This window comes from Streptomyces sp. NPDC006332 (assembly GCF_040612855.1).
Lineage (GTDB): Bacteria > Actinomycetota > Actinomycetes > Streptomycetales > Streptomycetaceae > Streptomyces.
The window spans coordinates 1-19,934 of the sequence record NZ_JBEXRA010000091.1 but is presented as its reverse complement, the minus strand read 5'-3'; the positions used below and the strand labels follow the sequence as shown (position 1 = coordinate 19,934).

The window sequence follows — 19,934 nt, the reverse complement described above, 5'->3', positions numbered from 1 at the left end:
AAGGTCCTCCAGTGGGACGACAACGGCACCCTCGACCACGAGTGGGCCACAAGGTCGCCCACCGCCGTTCGGTCGTGCTCAGCCGTTCCGGCATCCGCCTCTAGGCGGACACCTCCGACCGGTCCCCGCCCCACAGGGTGTGGAACGAGCCGTCCCGGTCGGTCCGGCGGTAGGTGTGGGCGCCGAAGAAGTCCCGCTGTCCCTGGGTGAGCGCGGCGGGCAGACGCTCCGCGCGCAGGGCGTCGTAGTAGGCGAGGGCCGCGGCGAAGCCCGGGGTCGCAACGCCCTGGCGGGTCGCGGCGATGATGACCTCGCGCCAGTCGTCCTGGGCGGCGGCGATCTCCTGGGCGAACGTGTCGTCGGACAGCAGGCTGGGCAGGTCGGCGCGGGTGTCGTAGGCCGCGCGGATACGGTCCAGGAAGGCGGCGCGGATGATGCAGCCGCCCCGCCAGATCGCGGACACGGAACCCAGGTCGATGTTCCAGTCGTACTCTTCGCTGCCGGCCGAGATCTCGTGGAAGCCCTGCGTGTACGACACGATCTTCGAGGCGTACAGCGCCTGCTCCACCCGGTCGGCGAAGGCACCCGCCTCCGACGGGCTCAGCGCGGACGCCTTCGGCCCGGCCAGGCCGCGGGAGGCCTCGCGCAGTGCCGCGTGGCCGGAGAGGGAACGGGCGAACACCGCCTCCGCGATGCCGGAGACCGGAACGCCGAGGTCCAGGGCGATCTGGACGGTCCAGCGGCCGGTGCCCTTCTGCTCGGCCTGGTCCACCAGCACGTCCACGAAGGGCTTGCCGGTCGCCGCGTCCACGTGGGACAGCACCTCGGCCGTGATCTCGATCAGGTAGGAGTCCAGGCGGCCGGTGTTCCAGGTGCGGAAGATCTCCGCGATCTGCGCGGGCTCGTACCCGGCGACATCGCGCAGCAGTTGGTACGCCTCACCGATCAGCTGCATGTCGGCGTACTCGATGCCGTTGTGCACCATCTTCACGAAGTGGCCCGCGCCGTCGGGACCGACGTGCGTGACGCAGGGCGACCCGTCCGCCGCCTTCGCGGAGATCTTCTCCAGCATCGGGCCGAGGGAGTCGTACGACTCGACGGGACCGCCCGGCATGATGCTCGGTCCGTGCAGCGCGCCCTCCTCGCCGCCGGAGACGCCCATGCCGACGAAGTGGATGCCCTGTTCGCGCAGTTCACGCTCGCGGCGCCGGGTGTCCGCGAAGTGCGCGTTGCCGCCGTCGATGATCATGTCGCCGGGCTCAAGCAGCGGGGCGAACTCCTGGATCACCGCGTCGGTGGGCTCGCCCGCCTTGACCATGACGACCAGACGGCGCGGTCGTTCCAGCGCGGCTACGAACTCCTTGGCGGTCTCGGCCGCGATGAAGTCGCCCTCGCCGCCGAACTCCTCGACCAGGGCGTGCGTGCGCGACGCCGTCCGGTTGTGCAGTGCGACCGTGTAGCCGTTGCGGGCGAAGTTGCGGGCGAGGTTGCGGCCCATGACCGCGAGTCCCGTGACGCCGATCTGGGCTGAAGTGCTCATGCGGTGTGGCTCCTAAAGGATCCCGTGGAGGATTCCGGTCGTCGGGGGTGTCGGTCCTAGCCGCCAGTCTGCCCCACCGACCATCGTGACGTGCCGGTACACCGTCCGCGCATCCGGGCCGTTCGGCGTTCCGCAGGCAGATACGCACGAGAGGCCCCACCTTCCTCAGACGTTTCGCAACTACCGTTTTTTCCCGGTTCGCTTCGCCGGAAGCGCGGCCGATTGCCGCCTTGTCATGGCCTGTTCGCGGCACTTACTTTTGCCCCTTCTGACGCATGTGGAGGGGGCTTTCCATGGCCTTACGTGGCCGGCACCGCCGGTATCAGCCGAGCAGGATCAACCGCGCCTCACTCACCGTCACGGCGGGCGGCGCCGGGATGGCGATCCCGCTCATCGGCACCGGCGTGGCCCAGGCCGCCGACGTGGAGACCTGGAACAAGGTGGCCGCCTGCGAGTCGACCAACGACTGGAGCATCAACACCGGCAACGGCTACTACGGCGGGCTGCAGTTCACCCAGTCCACCTGGGAGGCGTACGGCGGTACGCGGTACGCGCCCCGAGCGGATCTGGCCACCAGGGACCAGCAGATCGCCGTGGCGGAGAAGGTGCTCGACGCGCAGGGGCCCGGCGCCTGGCCACAGTGCTCCGTGCGGGCCGGGCTGACCCAGGGTGGGAGCACCCCGGACATCCGTCCCGCCGGCGACCGCGACAGCGGCTCGCGCGGAGCCACCACCGAGAGGTCGGACGGCGCCCACGGCAAGAAGCAGGACAGCGCCACCGGCAGGAGGTCGGGTGCCTCCGCCCCCGACGTGCAGCCGCAGACCACGCCCCAGTCCCGGGCCGGGACCGCGCAGATGTACACGGTGGTCCGCGGCGACTCGCTGTCCGCCATCGCCGACGCGGAGCGCGTCCGGGGCGGCTGGCAGGGGTTGTACACGGCCAACCGGAAGACCATCGGGCCGGACCCGGATCTGATCATGCCCGGGCAGCGGCTGAGTCTGCGGGGTCAGGACACCGGCACCGCGACACCCCGGGCGGGCACCGAGTCCACCGAGAAGACGTCGTCCTCCCGAACCCAGGAGAAGAAGTCCAGCACCCACGACAAGAAGTCGAGCACGCAGGACAAGAAGTCGAGCACGCAGGACAAGAAGTCCAGCACCCACGACAAGAAGTCCCGCACCCAGCACAAACCGTCCCGCACACGGGACAGTCATGACGCCCCGGAGAAGGCCACCCACAGCGGTTCGATGGTCGCGCCGGTCGGCGCGGGCATGGGAACGCCGTACCACAAGGCCGGCTCCTGGTCGAAGGGCTACCACACCGGCGTCGACTTCCCCGTGCCTACCGGCACGTCCGTGAAGGCGGTCGGGGCGGGCACCGTCGTCAGCGCCGGTTGGGAGGGCTCCTTCGGGTACCAGGTGGTGATCCGGCACTCCGACGGCCGCTACAGCCAGTACGCCCACCTGTCGGCAATCTCCGTGCGGTCCGGGCAGACGGTCGGAGGCGGCCAGCGAATCGGCCGCTCGGGGTCCACCGGCAACAGCACGGGCCCGCATCTGCACTTCGAGGTGCGGACGGGGCCCGGCTTCGGTACCGACATCGACCCGGTGGCCTATCTGAGGGCCGGCGGCGTCACGATGTGACCCGCGTACGGCGCCTGTCCAGGACCGGCAGCGGGACGTACGGGCCGCCGTAGAAGGGCCCGTAGAGCTCCAACGCGTCGTCGGGCACCGACGGCTCCGGCTCCTCGTGCCCGCCGCTCAGGGCGGCGGGCGCCGGGATGATCACGCCCTCCGGGACATCGGCCGGGACCGGGACGACCACGTCCTGTGCCGCCGGTGCCGGGACGAGGTCCGCGGGCACGAGGGACGGGACGGGCACGCTGCCCCGCAGTGCCGCGACCCGCTGTTCCGGCAGCAGCGCCAGGAGCGCCTCGGCCAGTTCCCCGGTGGCGACCGGCCCAGCGGGGCTGGACTCGTCGTCGGAGGGCTGGGCGTCGGAGGGCTGGGCGCCGGCGGGCGCGGGGAGCGTCGGCGATGCCTCCTCCTCGGCGGGCGTGCGCGCGAGCCGCTCCGTCGTCAGGAGGATCAGACCGCCCGCCGCGACCACACCGCAGCCCAGGGCGAGCGCGGTGCCCGTCGTGCCGTAGCGGAAGGTTTCGCCGAACATCGTGATGCCGACGGCCGCCGCCACCACCGGGTTGACGACCGTGAGCGTCGCCAGCGGGGCCGCGAGACCGGCGCCCCGGTAGGCGGCCTGCGACAGCATCATGCCGGCCGTGGCCAGCACGCCTATCACGGCCAGCGAGGGCACATCGGCCGCGGAGACGCCGCCGGTCCAGTCGACGGCGACCGTCTTCGTGAACACCGAGGACATGCCGAAGGCGATGCCGGACGCCGTGGCGAGCAGGATGCTGCGCACCGCCGGATGCCGGTGGGCGGCCCGGCCCGCGATCATCAGCGTGACCACGGCGGCGGCGGTGACCACGGCCACCACCACCCGCTGGGTGGTGTCCAGCGACTGCGCCTCGGACGCGCCGACCAGCGACAGCAGACCGGCCAGACCCGCTGTCGCCATGATCGCGCCCCGCCAGGCGGTCGCCCCGGCCCTGCGGCCCACGAACAGGGCCGCCATCGGCAGGGCGAACACTATGGTCAGCGCGCCGAGCGGCTGGACCAGGCTCAGCGGGCCGTAGGCGAGCGCCACCACGTGCAGCAGTCCGCCGAGGCCGTTCAGGGAGACCGCCGCCCACCAGCCCGGGCGGCGCAGCGGCGCGTACTGTTCGTCGGGCGAGGACACCGCGACCTGCTCCTGCACGATCGCTCCGGCCGCGTAGGCGACGGCGGAGACGAGCGACAGCAGCACGGACAACGCGAGGGCACTCATCAGTTGCTCCTCTGCGTGAGGCGGGGGCGGGGCGCCCGGCGCGACGAACGGTCGGCTTCCATAGGCAACACGATCCCGTGAAAAGTTCTTCCCGTCGTCGTCCTGGAGCAGGCAATGGGTCCTACTGCCGATGGAGTACGAAACGGGCGCCATCATCCCCAAGGTGGGGAACCCGGGTCGGGGGCCCTCCGGGTTGCGACCCCGAGGGGCCTTGGTACTACTGCTCTTCGTGGACCTCGACCCCGAACTCGCCGCGCTCCGCCCACTCGGCGGCTTCTTCGCCCTGCGCACGACCGGAGGGCGGCGGCCACCGCTGCCGACGCTCGAACGTGTGTATGAGGAAGGGTCGTCGAATGGTTCTGGACATTCTATAACTTTCCGCGTCAACAAGGTGGTGAACGCTCTCCGAGCCCCCGAGGTGCGAATCGGGGCCTCCGTGGCCCACCAGGGCCTCGCCGCCCGCCTCTGGTCGACGGCGCTGGGCTGCGCCGCCCTCTACGAGCGGGTCCCCGACCTCGACCCGCGGCTGCTGCACTGGGACCCGGACGGCACCGCCCCCGACGACCTGTGGCTGACCGCCCTACGGCCCCTGCCCGCGGACGTGGAGACCCTCACCCACATCGTCCTCACCGCTCACCTGCGACCGCTGACCGGCCTCCTGCACACCCGCCACCGCCTGGCCGAGGGTCTGCTGTGGGGCAACGCGGCCTCCGCGCTGGCGGGCGCCGCTCGCCAGCTGGACGGCTGGGCGCGGGCGCACGGTCGCAGGGACGTCGGCGAGCGGGCCCGCGAACTCACGGCGGGGCTGCTCGCCCACCCTCTCCTGGCCGGAACCGGCACCCTCACCGGCACAGCGTTCCGGCGCCGCAGCTGCTGCCTCTACTACCGCGTCCCCGGCGGCGGGGTCTGCGGTGACTGTTGCTTCCCACGACCCCCGCGCTCTTCCCCACGCGCGTCATCTGGGTGACCATGAAGACCATGAAGGCAATCAGCGGCTGAGACAGGGGGTTCCGGGTGCGAGTGGGACTGCTGACCCGGGAGTACCCGCCGGACGTGTACGGCGGCGCGGGTGTCCATGTCGAGTTCCTTGCCCGGGAGCTGAGATCCCTCGTCGACCTGGACGTGCACTGTTGGGGCGAGGGCCGCGCGGAGGGCGTGATCCGGCATCGCCCCTGGTCGGCGCTGGACACCGCGAACGACGCGCTGCGCACCTTCTCCGTGGACCTCGCCATGACCGCCGGCCTCGAAGGCCGCGATCTGGTCCACTCGCACACCTGGTACGCCAACCTGGCCGGCCATCTCGGCAAGCTGCTGTACGGCATCCCGCACGTGATGACCGCGCACTCCCTGGAGCCCCTGCGCCCCTGGAAGGCCGAGCAGCTCGGCGGCGGATACGCCCTGTCCAGCTGGGCCGAGCGCACCGCGATCGAGAGCGCCGACGCGGTGGTCGCCGTCTCGGGCGCCATGCGCGAGGACATTCTCGGCTGCTACCCGGCGCTGGATCCGGCCAAGGTCCACATCGTGCACAACGGCATCGACACCACCCTCTACCGGCCCGACCCCGGCACCGACGCGCTGCGCCGCATCGGTCTCGACCCCGACCGCCCGTACGTGCTCTTCGTCGGCCGTATCACCCGCCAGAAGGGCGTGCCCCATCTGCTGCGCGCGGTGCGGAAGATCGACCCGGCGGCCCAGGTCGTGCTGTGCGCGGGCGCCCCCGACACTCCGGAGATCGACCAGGAGTTCCGCGACCTCTTCGGGGAACTCAGCAGGGTCCGCGAGGGCGTGCACTGGATCCCGCAGATGCTGCCGCGGCCCGAGGTGATCCAGCTCCTCACGCACGCCGCCGTGTTCGTCTGTCCCTCGGTGTACGAACCCCTCGGGATCGTCAACCTGGAGGCGATGGCCTGCGGGACTCCCGTCGTGGCCTCCCAGGTCGGCGGGATCCCCGAGGTCGTAGAGGATGGCGGGACGGGGGTACTCGTCCCCGTGGACGACGATTTCGAGACAGGCCTCGCGCAGGCGCTGGACGCGGTTCTCGGCGATCCGGTGGCAGCTCGGGCGATGGGTGAGGCCGGGCGGGAGCGCGCGGTGGGCGAGTTCGGCTGGGACGCGGTCGCCCGTCGCACGGTCCGGCTCTACGAGGAGATCGTCAAGCAAGCGTAAGCCGCCCTGTGTGAGGGCAGGCATGGGTCAACCAGCGTGAGGGGAGCGGCCATGCGTCGTGGTGGTCCTTCGGTGCTCGGCATCGTACTGGCGGGCGGAGAGGGCAAGCGGCTGATGCCGCTGACCGCGGACCGCGCGAAACCCGCGGTCACCTTCGGCGGCACGTACCGCCTGGTCGACTTCGTCCTGTCCAACCTCGTCAACGGCGACATCCTGCGCATCTGCGTCCTCACGCAGTACAAGTCGCACTCGCTGGACCGGCACATCACCACCACCTGGCGGATGTCCAGTCTGCTCGGCAACTACATCACGCCGGTCCCCGCCCAGCAGCGCCTCGGCCCCCGCTGGTACCTGGGCAGCGCGGACGCGATCCTGCAGTCCCTGAACCTCATCGACGACGAGCGCCCCGAGTACGTCGCCGTCTTCGGCGCCGACCACGTCTACCGCATGGACCCGCGCCAGATGGTCAACCAGCACATCGAGAGCGGCGCGGGCGTGACGGTGGCCGGGATACGCGTCCCGCGCAGCGAGTCGTCCGCGTTCGGCGTGATCACCCCCGGCTCGGACGGCCAGACGGTCGAGCGGTTCCTGGAGAAGCCCGCCGACGCGCCGGGCCTGGCCGACGACCCGGAGAGCGTGTTCGCCTCCATGGGCAACTACGTCTTCACCACCAAGGCCCTCATCGAGGCCTTGCAGCGGGACGCCGAGGACCCGCAGTCCGTGCACGACATGGGCGGTTCGATCCTGCCCCAGCTCACCGGCCGCGGCGAGGCGCACCTGTACGACTTCAGCGCCAACCACGTGCCCGGTGAGACCACCCGCGACCGGGGCTACTGGCGGGACGTGGGCACCCTGGACGCGTACTACGAGGCCCACATGGACCTCATCGCCGAGCGGCCCGCGTTCAACCTCTACAACCGGCAGTGGCCCATCTACACCCACTCCGGCCAGCTCTCCCCGGCCCGTTTCAACGCCGGCGGCATCGCCAGCGAGTCGATCATCAGCGCGGGCTGCCTGATCCGGGGCCAGGTCAGCCGGTCGGTGTTGTCACCCGGCGTACTGGTCGACCCGGGCGCGGTCGTCCAGGGCTCGGTGCTGCACGACAACGTGCACATCGGGCGGGGCGCGGTGGTGCGGGGTGCCGTCCTGGACAAGAACGTCGAGGTGCCCCCCGGCGCGACGATCGGCGTCAACCCGGAGCGGGACGCGGAGCTCTACACGGTCTCCAAGGGCGGGGTGATCGCGCTCGGGAAGGGGCAGCAGGTGCCCTGACCTCCCCCAGCGGCCCCGATGACCGGTGCGCACCGGGGCTGCCGCGATGTCACGTCGTCATGTCCTCTGCACGTCATGTCTCTGCACGTGATGTCCTCTGGACGGAGGGTGGGATTCGTGTTGTCATGCCAACTCCGTTGCATGACAACGTTGTTATGGGGGTCCAGTGCACCGCACCCGCCTCAGAAACCGACTCTCCTTACTCCTCGCCGCGCTCCTCGGCCTCGCCGGGCTGACCGCGGCACCCGCCCTGGCCGACGACGTGGTCGAGGCCCGTGGCCTGAAGGGCGAGTACTACACCCAGTCCGCCCCCGGCGCCTTCGACTTCCACGAGCTCAAGGCCACCACCTTCGACCCGGCCATCGACTTCGACACCCTGGAGCCGCGGCTGGCCGCCGCCACCGGCCGCGCGGACGACGTCAGCGTCCGTTGGACCGGCCGGATCGTGCCGGAGCGGACCGGTCCGCACACCTTCTCGGTCATCGGCGACAACGGCTTCCGGCTGTGGATCGACGGCAGGCTCCTCATCGACCACTGGGTCGACGACTGGGACCGCGAACAGACCGCCGACCCGATCGAGCTGACCGCCGGCACCGCCTACGACATCAAGATCGAATACTTCGAGCACTACGGCGGCTCCAACCTCCACCTGCGCTGGACCGAGCCCGGCGGCAGCAAGGAGGCCGTCCCGCAGTCGGCGTTCCGGCTGCCCGCCGGGTTCGACTACGACGGGCCGATCGCGACCACCGTCCTCGGCGACGGCCGCACCCTGAGGCTCGACTTCGCCCAGCGCCTCGCCCCGCCCCCGGCCGGTCTGGCCGACCATCTCGAAGCGGTGATCGGCGGCGCCGCATGGCCGCTCGGCGCGGTCGAGCCGGACCCCGCGAAGCCGAGTGCCCTGCTCGTCGCCCTCGACGAACCCGTCGTGGGCAACAAGACCGGCACCGCACGCGGCACGGCCGACCTCCGCTACGACGGGAACGGCGGCCTCACCGACACCGAGGGCGACACCGTCGGGGCGTTCTGGAGCAGCGGCTCCAACCACTCCACGTACCAGCTGAGCACCCGCTGGGCCGACGAGGTCGGACCGGACAACGCCCACCCCGAGTACCCGCGCCCGCAGCTGACCCGTGACGCCTGGCGCAATCTCAACGGGCGCTGGCAGTTCGCCGCGGCCGAGGCGGGGGAGGGGCCGCCGGTCGGCAGGAACCTGGCGGAGCGTGTCCTGGTGCCCTACCCCGTGGAGTCCCAGCTCTCCGGCATCGAGCGGCACGAGGACCGCATGTGGTACCGGCGTACCTTCACGGTCCCCGCCGACTGGCACATCGGCTCGGGCAAGCGACTGCGGCTCAACTTCGGCGCGGTCGACTGGCGCTCCGAGGTGTACGTCAACGGCACGAAGGTCGCCGAGCACCAGGGCGGCTACGACAAGTTCGGCGCCGACATCACCGACGCGCTCAAGCCCGGCCGCACCCAGGAGCTGATCGTCGGCGTGTACGACCCGACGGACGCGGCCGGCGGCGAGAACCCGCCTCTGGGCAAGCAGCGCCTGGACCCGAGCGGGATCTGGTACACGCCGAGCTCCGGCATCTGGCAGACGGTGTGGATGGAGCCGGTGGCGCGCGACCACGTCGACTCGCTCAAGCTGACCCCGGACGTCGACGCCGGCCGGCTCACGGTCGAGGCACAGGGCGTCCGTCCCGGCGTACCGATCACGGCGACGGCGTACGACGGCAGGCGCAAGGTCGCCACGGCGCGCGGCCGGACCGGCGGGCCGCTGACCCTGACCATCGAGAACCCGCGTCTGTGGTTGCCCGACGACCCGTTTCTCTACGACCTGAAGGTGACCGTCGGCACCGACCGGGTGGGCAGCTACTTCGGCATGCGCTCCATCGCCGTCAAACAGGTGAACGGTGTCCCGCGTACCGTCCTCAACGGTCAGCCGGTCTTCATGATGGCCACCCTCGACCAGGGCTTCTGGCCGGACGGACTGCACACCGCGCCGACCGACGAGGCCCTCGCGTACGACCTGAAGGTCCACAAGAAGCTGGGCTTCAACTCGGTCCGCAAGCACATCAAGGTCGAGCCCGACCGCTGGTTCTACTGGGCCGACCGGCTGGGTCTCCTGGTGTGGCAGGACATGCCCGCGATGACCGCGGGGGTGAACCCGAGCGCCGCCGCCCGCGCCGAGTACGAGCAGGAGATGAAGGAGCTGATCGACGAGCACGTCAGCAGCCCGTCGGTGGTCATGTGGGTGACCTTCAACGAGGGCTGGGGGCAGTACGACGTCGGGCGCGTCGCCGAGCAGGCCAAGGCCTGGGACCCGACCCGGCTGGTCAACAACCAGTCGGGCCTCAACCTCGGAGCCGACGGTGACGCCGGCGACATCATGGACGAGCACGGCTACCCCAGCCCCGCCCTGCCGCCCCGCCCGGACGGCAGACGGGCCCTGGTCAGCGGCGAGTACGGCGGACTGGGACTGGCGGTGCCGGGACACGCCTGGTCGGTCCAGCAGTCGTACGTCGACGTCGACCCGGCGACCTACACCGACGACTACCTGACCAAGCTCGACGAGGTACGCGCCCTGGCCTGCCGGGGTGGCAACGGTGCCGTATACACGCAGATCTCCGACGTCGAGGGTGAGCTGAACGGTCTGCTGACCTACGACCGGAAGGTGCTGAAGCCGGACGTGGCGCGGCTGAAGGCCGCTCACCGGGCGCTGATCCGGGACGCCTCCCGGGCCACGCCCGCCGGCTGCCCCGCGCCCTGAGGGGCCGCGCGAAGCGGATGTGACCACAGACGGCCCACGAGTCCCGCCTCTTCCGAGAGGCGGGACTTAATCTGCTTTTAACTGTGCGTAGCATGACCGTGCTTGACCGTAATCGCCTGTGGGCGGTTGACTGCTGACTCACCCGTCGTCGAAGCGAGGCAAGCCATTGACTTCTCACCTGCTGGCCCCTCTCGACCTGGCCTTCTGGAACATGGAATCCGCCGAGCACCCGATGCACCTGGGCGCGCTCGGCGTCTTCGCGGCCCAGTCGCCCAGCGCCGGCGCCCACGCCGCCGACCTGCTCGCCGCCCGGGCCGCCGCGGTGCCCGGGCTGCGGATGCGGATCCGGGACGTGTGGCCCCTGGGCTTCCCGACCGCGTTCGGCGGGGCCGCCCGGGAGCCCGATCCCGACTTCGACCCGCTCGACCACGTCACCCTGCGCGCCCCCACCGCGGACTTCCAGGCCGAGGCCGGCCGCCTCATGCAGCAGCCCCTGGAGCGCGGTCGGCCGCCGTGGGAGGCCCATGTGCTGCCGGGGCAGGACGGCCTCTCGTTCGCCGTGCTGTTCAAGTTCCACCACGCCCTGGCCGACGGACTGCGCGCACTGACGCTCGCCGCCGCCGTCCTGGACCCGATGACGGACATGCCCGCGCCGCGCCCCCGTCCCGTCGAGCCGCCGCGCGGCCTCGTCCAGGACGTCCGCCGACTGCCGGACGTCCTGCGCGGCGCCCTGGCCGGTGCCCTCGCGGACGTGGGCCGCGCACTCGACATCGGCGCCTCCGTCGCCCTGTCCACCATGGACGTGCGGTCCTCCGCCGCCCTTACCGCCGGGTCCACCGGCACCCGCCGCACCGCCGGAGTGGTCATCGACCTCGACGACGTGCACCGCGTCCGCAAGGTCGTCGGCGGCACCGTCAACGACGTCCTGATCGCGGTCGTCGCGGGCGCCCTGCGCCGCTGGCTCGACGAACGCGGCGACGGCAGCGAGGGTGTGGCGCCCCGCGCCCTGATCCCGGTCTCCAAACGCCGCCCGCGCACCGCCCAGCCCCAGGGCAACCGGCTCTCCGGCTACCTGATGCGGCTGCCCGTCGCCGATCCCGACCCGCTCCGGCGCCTCGCCACGGTCCGCGCGGCCATGGACCGCAACAAGGACGCCGGTCCCAACCGGGGCCCCGGAGCCGTCGCCCTGCTCGCCGACCATGTGCCGGCGCTGGGCCACCGGCTCGGCGGACCGCTGGTCGGCCAGGCCGCCCGGCTCTGGTTCGACATCCTGGTGACCAGCGTGCCCCTGCCGAGCATCGGACTGAAGCTCGGCGGCAACCCGGTCACCGCGGTGTACCCCTTCGCCCCGCTGGCCCGCGGCCAGTCCCTCGCCGTCGCGATCTCGACCTACCGCGGACACGTCCACTACGGCCTGGTCGCCGACGCCCACGCCGTCCCCGACCTGGACCGGCTGGCCCGCGCCGTCACCGAGGAGGTCGAGACGCTGATCACCGCCTGCGAGGCGTGATCCTCGCGGTTTGGCGCCGCAGCCCGACGCTGTCGTAAAATTCGCCGTTCGAAAGCGGACGCCGTCGGAGCGCCGCGTGGAAGACCCAGGGAACGGCAGCGGCCATGACGGTGACAGACAACGGCTCGGCGACCACGGACGAGGTGGTGTACGGGCCCGGCATCGACCCGGAGCGGCTGGCCGTCTGCCTGAGCGTGCTCGACGAACTCGACAAGCTGGACGTCGACCACCCCGACGCGATCGCCGTGCGCCGGGCCACCGCCGGCATCTACCGCACCGTGAAGCAGCGCCGCCGTCAGGAGCGCCGGGCCGCCAAGACCGCCCACGACAAGGCGGTCACGGAGGCCACCGCGACCGGCTCCGCCCAGCGCATCGACGACGAGACGGAGGGCATCCTGCCGTCGTCGGCCACCGAGGAGGGCAGGATCGCGGGGATCCTCCAGCGACCCCGCTCCTGCTACACCTGCAAGGCCCGGTTCGTGGAGGTCGACTACTTCTACCACCAGCTGTGTCCCGACTGCGCCCGGCTGAACCGTGCCAAGCGCGACGCCCGCGCCGACCTCACCGGCAAGCGCGCCCTGCTCACCGGCGGCCGCGCCAAGATCGGCATGTACATCGCGCTGCGGCTGCTGCGCGACGGCGCGCACACGACGATCACCACGCGCTTCCCCAAGGACGCCATCCGCCGCTTCAAGGCCATGGACGACTCGGCCGACTGGCTGGACCGCCTCGAGGTCGTCGGCATCGACCTGCGCGACCCGGCACAGGCCGTGGCCCTCGCCGACCAGGTCGCCGAGGCGGGCGGGCTCGACATCCTGATCAACAACGCGACCCAGACCGTGCGCCGCCTGCCCTCCGCCTACGCCGCCCTGGTCGAGGGCGAGGGCGCCCCGCTGCCCGCCGGTGAACTGCCCGCCCACCACGTCATCGGCGCCTTCGGCTCCGGCGCGGTCGACGGCCTCGCCGCGCTGCCTGTGGGCATCAGCGGCCTCGACGCACAGCAGGTCGCCGACCTCGCCCTGGTCGCGGGCAACGCCAGCGTCGCCCGGCACCTCGACGGCACCGCCATCGACGCGGGCGGCCTGGTCCCCGACGTCGTCGACAGCAACACCTGGGTGCAGACCATCGAGCAGATCTCCCCGGTGGAGCTCCTCGAGACCCAGCTGTGCAACTACACCGCGCCGTTCATCCTGATCAGCAAGCTCCGCCCGGTCATGGCCGAGGCCGCCAGGAAGACGGAGAGCGGACGGGCGTACGTCGTGAACGTCTCGGCGATGGAGGGCGTCTTCGGCCGTGGCTACAAGGGCGCGGGCCACCCGAACACGAACGCCGCCAAGGCCGCCATGAACATGGTGACGCGGACCAGCGCGCAGGAGATGTTCCAGTCCGACGGCATCCTCATGACCTCGGTCGACACCGGCTGGATCACCGACGAACGCCCCCACTTCGACAAGCTGCGCCTCGCCGAGGAGGGCTTCCACGCCCCGCTCGACCTCGTGGACGGCGCCGCCCGCGTCTACGACCCGATCGTGCGCGGCGAGGAGGGCGAGGACGTGTACGGCGTCTTCCTGAAGGACTACGCGCCGGGCAAGTGGTGACCCGCAGCCTGCGACGCATGCCGTGACGCGAGCGTGGTACTCGCGGAATGAAAGTCCTGCGTCGGGAGGTGCCATGGCCATTCCGCACAGCACCGATCCGCGTGACAGCATCGATCCCCGGGCTGTCGCTGATCCCCGCAACCGTTATCCGTCCGACGAGCAGTTCTACGCGAGCGACCGCCCGGGTCGGCCTGTACTGCCGGAGGACCGGCCGCGTGGCGGCGGGCCCGGGACCCCGCTGAGACACCGCGGGCCCTGGGCCACGGCCGCTTTCGTGGTGGGCATCGTCCTGCTGGTCCTCGTGGGGATCGCGCTGTTCCCGTGAGGAACCGAAGCGGCGTACCGTCACGCGTGAGGTGGGACGGATGACCGCAGACGATCATGGACGGCGTACCGGTCCGAGTACGCCGTCCTGACCCGCGTCCCGCCGTCGACGAGCAGGTCGGCCCCGGTCACCCACTCCGCCTCGTCCGAGGCCAGCCAGACCACGGCCCGAGCCACGTCCTCCGGCGTCCCGATCCGCCCGAGCGGCAGCCCGGCGGCCAGCTCGTCCTCGTGCCGCTCCCACACGAACCGTGCCATCTCGGTGCGGACCAGCCCGGGCGAGACGGAGTTGACCCGCACTCTCGGCGCGAGTTCGCCCGCGAGTTGCCGCGTCAGGTGCAGGAGAGCAGCCTTGCTGGTGTTGTACGCGCCGACGTTGGGGCCGACGTGCGTGGCGCCCTCCGTGCAGATGTTGACCACCACCCCGCGGTGCTCACGCATCCAGGCCTGCCACGCGCACTGCATCAGCCGCAGCGGAGCCTCGACGTTGAGGGTGAACGCCTCTCGCCAGGCGCCCGGGTCGGCGTCCATGAGCGGCCCGTACGGCTGGTTGGTCGCCGCGTTGTTGACCAGTACGTCGAAGCGGCCGAACTCGCGCAGCACCAGCTCGGTGACCCGCGCCGGATGACCCGGGTCGGCGACGCTGCCCGCCAACCCGATGCCGCCCAGTTCCTTGGCGGTCCGGCGCACGTCGTCGCCGTCCCGAGCGGTCACGCACACCAGCGCGCCGGCCGCGGCCAACCGCGCCGCCACGGCCCGCCCGATCCCTCGCGTCGCCCCGGTGACGACGGCGGCCCTGCCCTTGAGTCCGTACGACGACGTCATCGCCGTACCGTCTCATGACGGCCCGTCAGTCAACAGCCCCCAGGCGCGAGTTGCGTGCCGCCAGCAGCTCCAGCACCGTGCGCCAGTCCTCCAGGACCCCGGCGTCGAACGATGCCTGGCGGCCCTCCTCGACGGCCTGGCGCAGGCGCAGCAGGTCGCCGTCGGCGAGTCGGCCGTCGGGGCGGTGGTCCCGGATCAGGCCGGCGACCCGCTCGCCGAGGAGGGAGCGGACCGCGTCGGCGGCGCAGTCCGGGTGCGCGGTCCGGTCGCCGGGCCGCAGCAGCGGGCCGATCGCCTGCACCAGGCCCGCCACCTGGAGCTCCTTGTCGGCGGGCCGGGACCGGCGCAGCAGCGCGGCTGTCCGTAGCGCGTGCTGGTGGAGGTCGACCGAGCGGCCACCTGGGAAGCCGGGCCCGCCGAACGCGCCCCGGCAGGCGTACAGCAGATCCATCAGCTCTTCGACACCGCGCAGCTCCATGCGCCAGTCCTCCCGCTGGACGAGCCTTGCCGGGCGCCAGCAGATCATGGTCGGCTTGCGATTCGGCCAACGGGATCTGAACTGCGCCGCGCGTTCGTCCCCGTAGGCCGAACGGGCGACGCGTAAAAGGGGCGCCATGGAGGAGAACAGGGCAGACTGTCCCTGGCTGTGCACGGGTTGACTTCGGATAGTTACCCTTTGTTTTCAGCCCTATCGAGCGGACCGCCGCTCATTTGGTTAGTCTGTAGCGGACGGACAGCAGTACGGGGTCCAACCCACACCCATGGTCCGTCCTGGGACCCGCCCGTTCACCACGGCCTGCTCTCATTCGAGAAACCGGCGCCACCGCGTCCGAACTGCCTCTAGCCATACCCAAGCGGGCGTCGGGAGCCAGGTCGCAGACTGGGCAGGGACGCCCGAGGGTGACCCGACACAGAAGGAGTGCGCGGTGACACCGGAGAAGACGAATCGCGATCAACGCCCCAAGGAACGCACGGACCGTGCCGGCCGCAGGCCCGGAGAGATCGGCAGCCTCGACGTGTGGGCACGGTCCGCCCCGATCCGCCTCGCGGGTTACGAGGAAGACCTCGCGGAGGACCACATCCTGCCCAGCGTGGACTGACCCGGGGGTCAACCCGTCGCGATCGCCGACCGCATGGGCGTGCGAGACTCACGCCCATGCTGATCAGAGAAGCCGTGGCCGACGACTGGCCACGGATCTGGCCTTTCTGGCACCGGATCGTCGCCGCCGCCGAGACCTACTCCTGGGCGCCTGACACCTCCGAGGAAGCGGCCCGCGCCCTGTGGATGGCCCCGGCCAAACGCGTCTACGTCGTCGAGAGCGACGACGGCGCCGTGGTCGCCTCCGCCTATCTCACCCCCAACTACGGCGGGCCCGCCGCCGGCATCGCCAACGCCGGCTTCATGGTCGACCCCGACCACGGCGGCCTCGGCTACGGCCGCGCCCTCGCCGAGCACCTCCTGACCGCCGCCCGGGCAGCCGGATATCGGGGCATGGTCTTCAATGCCGTCGTCGAGACCAACCCGGCGGTCAAGCTCTGGACTTCCCTCGGCTTCACGATCCTCGGCACGGTCCCGGACGCGTACGACCATCCCCGGCACGGACCGGTCGGCCTGCACATCATGCACAAGGCCCTCTAGGCATCAGGGCACATGGCCCGCCCCGCTACTCCAGCGGCACTGGGGCACAGACAGCCCGCCCCGCTGCTCCAGCGGCACGGGCCACACACAGCCCGCCCCGCTACTCCAGCGGCGCCGTCCGCTCCCACGGGTGCCGCTCCTCCAACTGGGCCGCCACCTCCAGCAGATCCGCCTCCGATCCCGGCCGCCCCACCAACTGGACGGCGCACGGGGCGCCCGCGGGCAGGGTGCCGAACGGGACCGCCATCGCGGGCCAGCCGGTCAGGTTCCACGGCGGGGTCAGGGGCGAGTAGTTGGTGTTCGCCAGCACATTGCGCAGCCAGCCCCGCTCGTGCCACGGCGCGGACTTGGGGGAGCGGCGGGCGAGTGCCGGCATGAGCAGCACGTCGTGCTCCTCGAAGAACGGCTCCAGGCGTCGGCGCAGCGCCTCCCGCCCCGCGCCGGTACGCACGGACTTCACGAAGGGGCGCCCGACGGCCGCGTGCACGCGGGTGCGCCGCGCCAGCCGCTCGCGGTCGAGACCCCGCGCGTCCACGGCGGTGCCGGCCGTCCAGTGGGCGAGCGAGGTGAAGCTCAGCGACAGCGGATACGGCGGATCGGCCCGGCGTACCCGGTGCCCCGCCTTCATCAGCACCCCGGCGGCCTCCCGGACCGCCGTCGTGTACGGCCTGGTGACGACGACGCCGGCGAGGGGGCTGCGCAGGGAGACGGCGATCCGGTGTGTCGCGTCCGCGTCCCGGCGTACGAACGCCGCATCGGCCAGGACCGACAGCATCAGACGGGTGTCCTCGACCGTCGTCGCCAGGGGTCCGTTCTCGGACATGCCGAACCAGTCGCCGTCGCTGACGCCGGCGGGCACCACACCGAGGCCCGGTTTGAGGGTGACCAGGCCGCAGTTGGCCGCCGGTATGCGCAGCGAGCCCATGCCGTCGTTGCCCAGGGCGATCGGCACCAGCCCGGCGGCGACCGCCGCCGCGCTGCCGCCGGACGAACCGCCCGCCGTGCGGGAGGTGTCCCAGGGGTTGCGGGCGGTGCCGTGGACACCCTCCGTGGTTCCGAAGACACACAGCTCCGGCACGTTGGTCAGGCCCACCACCACCGCACCCGCCGCCCGCAGCCGGGCCACGGTGACGTGGTCCGCGTCGGACGGCGTGTCCGGGGTGGCGGCCGAGCCGACGCGTCTGGCCTCACCGCGCACGGCGAGGTTGTCCTTGACGGCCACGGGCACCCCGGCCAGGGGGAGGGTGTCCAACTCGCCCCGCTCGGCGACCTCGTCGGCCTCGGCGAGCGCCGCCTGAGCCCGCACTACGCGGAAGGCTCCGACGCGAGAGTCGAGCCGCTCGATCCGGGCAAGGTGCTCGGCCACCACCTCGCGGGGCGTGGCCCGCTTCTCGCGTACGGCGGCGGCGATCTCGACGGCGGTCCGGCCGACCCAGTTGGTCACGGGCGCTCCCTGGAGGCTACTGGTGGGTACGTCGAGAGAACTCTGCCCGGGAGCGGGCGCCGCGTCGAGAGCGTGTGCGCTTGGACATTCGGACAGCTCCTGTTGGACTCTTCGCGGTGGGGCAGGCACCGCGGTCGACTGACCCGCAGGTCATCCGATCAATGGCCCGACTTCCGCCCCATCGCCCCCCATTGATAGAGGATGGGCCGAGTCAAGGATCAGGCCTCCGATGAATGGGGAATCGCTGATGAGGAAGGTTCGGCGACGGTGGTCTGGGAGACCCCGCGGGAGTTCTTCGAGAAGGCCGAGGCCGAGTACCCGGACCCGCCCGTCTGGGTCGGCGAGCTGTACCTCGAACTCCACCGCGCCACCCTCACCAGCCAGGCCAGGACCAAGCAGGGCAACCGCCGCAGCGAACACCTGTTGCGGGAGGCCGAGCTGTGGGCGGCGACGGCGGCCGTACGGACCGGATTTCCGTATCGGTACGAGGAGCTGGACCGTATCTGGAAGACGGTGCTGCTGCACCAGTTCCACGACATCCTGGCGGGGTCGTCCATCGCCTGGGTGCACCGCGAGGCACGCGCGACCTACGAACGGGTGGCCGGGGCACTGAACGACGTCATCGCCGCCGCCCAGCGCGCGCTGGCCGGCGAGGGCGCCACCCCCCTCGTCTTCAACGCGGCCCCGCACACCCGCGACGGCGTCCCGGCGGGCGGCGCCGGCACACCCGCCGCCACCGGACGGACCACGATCGGTGAGCGTCCCGGCGGCGGCCACGTCCTCGACAACGGCCTCCTGCGCGTCGAGATCGACCTCCGCGGTCTGGTCGTCTCCGCGTACGACACCGAGGCCGACCGGGAGACCGTGGCACCCGGCCGGGCCGCGAACCTGCTCCAGCTCCACCCCGACTTCCCGAACAAGTGGGACGCCTGGGACGTCGACGAGTTCTACCGCAACACGGTCACGGACCTGACCGACGCGGACGAGGTCGTCGCCGTGGAGGATGGCGTGCGGATCGTCCGGTCCTTCGGAGCCTCCCGCGTCACCCAGGTGCTGTCGCTCGCCCCGGGGGAGCGGCGGCTCGTCCTGGACACCGAGGTCGACTGGCACGAGACGGAGAAGTTCCTCAAGCTCGCCTTCCCGCTCGACGTGCACGCCGAGCGGTACGCGTCCGAGACGCAGTTCGGGCACGTCCACCGGCCCACCCACACCAACACCAGCTGGGAGGCGCCCAAGTTCGAGGCGTGCAACCACCGCTTCGTCCACCTGGAGGAGCCGGGCTGGGGCGTGGCGGTCGTCAACGACTCGACGTACGGCCACGACGTGACGCGGACCGTCCGTACCGAGGGCGACCGCGGTACGACGACGACCGTCCGGGTCTCCCTGCTGCGTGCCCCGCGCTACCCGACCCCGAGACCGACCAGGGCGTCCACCGCTTTCGGCACGCCCTGGTGCCCGGGGCGGGCATCGGGGACGCCGTGCGCGAGGGCTGGCGGACCAACGTGCCCGAGCGGCGGGTGACCGGCGCCCGACAGAGCGCGCCGTTGGTGACGGTCGACGCGGCCTCGGTGGTGGTCACCGCGGTGAAACTGGCCGACGACGGCAGCTCGGACGTGGTCGTCCGCTTCCACGAGGCGCACGGCGGCCGGGCGCGGGCAACCCTGACGGCGGACTTCGAGTTCGACCGGGTGACGGCCACCGACCTGCTGGAACGTCCGCTGGCCGACGTACCGGAACCGGAGCGCGAGGGCAACCGGGTGTCACTGCGGCTGCGTCCGTTCGAGCTGGTCACCCTGCGGTTCCGGCGGCCCTGACGTGGGGCTCGGTCGAGGGCGGCGGGGCGGGCGGGGGCGGCGCGGGCGGCCTGGCGGTCGCCGCGCCGTCCGCGCCCCCCCCCGCCCGCCCGGCGCCCGCCCGGGCCGCCGCGGGGGGGGGGCGGGAGGGGGAGCGCCGGCCGGGC

The 19,934-nt window shown here is 71.8% G+C and carries 15 protein-coding genes and 1 pseudogene; 11 read left to right on the top strand and 5 right to left on the bottom strand.

All coding sequences use genetic code 11. The features are described from left to right. Positions 1-100: 100 nt before the first annotated feature. Positions 101-1,540: an NADP-dependent phosphogluconate dehydrogenase gene (gndA, locus tag ABZ027_RS41115; RefSeq protein ID WP_356777844.1), complete on the bottom strand. Its 1,440-nt coding sequence runs from the start codon at positions 1,538-1,540 to the stop codon at positions 101-103. Between the two features lie 293 nt (positions 1,541-1,833). On the opposite strand from gndA, the gene ABZ027_RS41110 reads away from it, so the two are divergent. Further along, complete coding sequence (locus ABZ027_RS41110) at positions 1,834-3,183, top strand: transglycosylase family protein (RefSeq protein WP_356777842.1); 1,350 nt, start codon at positions 1,834-1,836, stop codon at positions 3,181-3,183. On the opposite strand, the gene ABZ027_RS41105 is transcribed toward ABZ027_RS41110, so the two are convergent. After that, positions 3,173-4,426, bottom strand: a complete 1,254-nt coding sequence (locus tag ABZ027_RS41105; RefSeq protein WP_356777840.1) for a DMT family transporter — start codon at positions 4,424-4,426, stop codon at positions 3,173-3,175. The two genes, ABZ027_RS41110 and ABZ027_RS41105, sit on opposite strands and share 11 nt — an antisense overlap. Positions 4,427-4,637: 211 nt before the next feature. Here ABZ027_RS41105 and ABZ027_RS41100 point away from each other — a divergent pair, with 211 nt between their 5' ends. The 7 genes from ABZ027_RS41100 (at position 4,638) to ABZ027_RS41070 (ending at position 14,067) form a co-directional block, all read left to right on the top strand. Further along, positions 4,638-5,393, top strand: a complete 756-nt coding sequence (locus ABZ027_RS41100) for a (2Fe-2S)-binding protein (protein ID WP_356777846.1) — start codon at positions 4,638-4,640, stop codon at positions 5,391-5,393. Positions 5,394-5,440: 47 nt separating this feature from the next. Next, complete coding sequence (glgA, locus tag ABZ027_RS41095; protein ID WP_356777838.1) at positions 5,441-6,592, top strand: glycogen synthase; 1,152 nt, start codon at positions 5,441-5,443, stop codon at positions 6,590-6,592. Between the two features lie 51 nt (positions 6,593-6,643). Beyond that, positions 6,644-7,864 carry a glucose-1-phosphate adenylyltransferase gene (gene glgC / locus ABZ027_RS41090; protein ID WP_356777836.1) on the top strand — a complete coding sequence of 407 codons (1,221 nt, stop codon included), beginning with the start codon at positions 6,644-6,646 and terminating at the stop codon, positions 7,862-7,864. Between the two features lie 166 nt (positions 7,865-8,030). Beyond that, positions 8,031-10,634, top strand: a complete 2,604-nt coding sequence (locus ABZ027_RS41085; RefSeq protein ID WP_356777834.1) for a PA14 domain-containing protein — start codon at positions 8,031-8,033, stop codon at positions 10,632-10,634. 166 nt (positions 10,635-10,800) lie between these two features. Continuing rightward, positions 10,801-12,144, top strand: a complete 1,344-nt coding sequence (locus ABZ027_RS41080) for a wax ester/triacylglycerol synthase family O-acyltransferase (protein WP_356777832.1) — start codon at positions 10,801-10,803, stop codon at positions 12,142-12,144. Between the two features lie 104 nt (positions 12,145-12,248). Beyond that, complete coding sequence (locus ABZ027_RS41075) at positions 12,249-13,742, top strand: SDR family NAD(P)-dependent oxidoreductase (RefSeq protein WP_356777830.1); 1,494 nt, start codon at positions 12,249-12,251, stop codon at positions 13,740-13,742. A gap of 73 nt (positions 13,743-13,815) precedes the next feature. Next, positions 13,816-14,067: a hypothetical protein gene (locus ABZ027_RS41070; RefSeq protein ID WP_356777828.1), complete on the top strand. Its 252-nt coding sequence runs from the start codon at positions 13,816-13,818 to the stop codon at positions 14,065-14,067. A 20-nt stretch (positions 14,068-14,087) separates the two neighbouring features. Here ABZ027_RS41070 and ABZ027_RS41065 read toward each other — a convergent pair whose 3' ends face one another. Beyond that, the gene (locus ABZ027_RS41065) at positions 14,088-14,891 is read right to left on the bottom strand and encodes an SDR family oxidoreductase (protein ID WP_356777826.1); all 804 of its coding nucleotides are present in this window, start codon (positions 14,889-14,891) and stop codon (positions 14,088-14,090) included. Between the two features lie 25 nt (positions 14,892-14,916). Further along, positions 14,917-15,369, bottom strand: coding sequence for a hypothetical protein (locus ABZ027_RS41060; RefSeq protein ID WP_356777824.1), 453 nt, complete (start codon positions 15,367-15,369; stop codon positions 14,917-14,919). Between the two features lie 448 nt (positions 15,370-15,817). On the opposite strand from ABZ027_RS41060, the gene ABZ027_RS41055 reads away from it, so the two are divergent. Together ABZ027_RS41055 and ABZ027_RS41050 are read left to right on the top strand one after the other, a co-directional pair. Beyond that, positions 15,818-15,991, top strand: a complete 174-nt coding sequence (locus ABZ027_RS41055) for a hypothetical protein (protein ID WP_356777822.1) — start codon at positions 15,818-15,820, stop codon at positions 15,989-15,991. Positions 15,992-16,047: 56 nt separating this feature from the next. Next, entirely contained in the window at positions 16,048-16,530 is a 483-nt protein-coding gene (locus ABZ027_RS41050) for an N-acetyltransferase (RefSeq protein WP_356777820.1), read from the top strand. 100 nt (positions 16,531-16,630) lie between these two features. Here ABZ027_RS41050 and ABZ027_RS41045 read toward each other — a convergent pair whose 3' ends face one another. Next, positions 16,631-17,974 (bottom strand): amidase family protein, encoded by a 1,344-nt coding sequence (locus tag ABZ027_RS41045; RefSeq protein ID WP_356777818.1) that lies wholly within the window; start codon positions 17,972-17,974, stop codon positions 16,631-16,633. Positions 17,975-18,226: 252 nt separating this feature from the next. Here ABZ027_RS41045 and ABZ027_RS41040 point away from each other — a divergent pair. Continuing rightward, positions 18,227-19,788, top strand: a pseudogene (locus ABZ027_RS41040) (glycoside hydrolase family 38 C-terminal domain-containing protein); the annotation flags it as partial. Positions 19,789-19,934 lie beyond the last annotated feature (146 nt).

What these genes read in the sequence shown, in the direction of transcription:
- ABZ027_RS41050 (WP_356777820.1), top strand. Translation starts at nt 16,048, where the DNA reads ATGCTGATCAGAGAAGCCGTGGCCGACGACTGGCCACGGATCTGGCCT.
- ABZ027_RS41110 (WP_356777842.1), top strand. Translation starts at nt 1,834, where the DNA reads ATGGCCTTACGTGGCCGGCACCGCCGGTATCAGCCGAGCAGGATCAAC.
- ABZ027_RS41075 (WP_356777830.1), top strand. Translation starts at nt 12,249, where the DNA reads ATGACGGTGACAGACAACGGCTCGGCGACCACGGACGAGGTGGTGTAC.
- gndA (WP_356777844.1), bottom strand. Translation starts at nt 1,540, where the DNA reads ATGAGCACTTCAGCCCAGATCGGCGTCACGGGACTCGCGGTCATGGGC.
- glgC (WP_356777836.1), top strand. Translation starts at nt 6,644, where the DNA reads ATGCGTCGTGGTGGTCCTTCGGTGCTCGGCATCGTACTGGCGGGCGGA.
- ABZ027_RS41060 (WP_356777824.1), bottom strand. Translation starts at nt 15,369, where the DNA reads ATGGAGCTGCGCGGTGTCGAAGAGCTGATGGATCTGCTGTACGCCTGC.
- ABZ027_RS41105 (WP_356777840.1), bottom strand. Translation starts at nt 4,426, where the DNA reads ATGAGTGCCCTCGCGTTGTCCGTGCTGCTGTCGCTCGTCTCCGCCGTC.
- ABZ027_RS41065 (WP_356777826.1), bottom strand. Translation starts at nt 14,891, where the DNA reads ATGACGTCGTCGTACGGACTCAAGGGCAGGGCCGCCGTCGTCACCGGG.
- ABZ027_RS41070 (WP_356777828.1), top strand. Translation starts at nt 13,816, where the DNA reads ATGGCCATTCCGCACAGCACCGATCCGCGTGACAGCATCGATCCCCGG.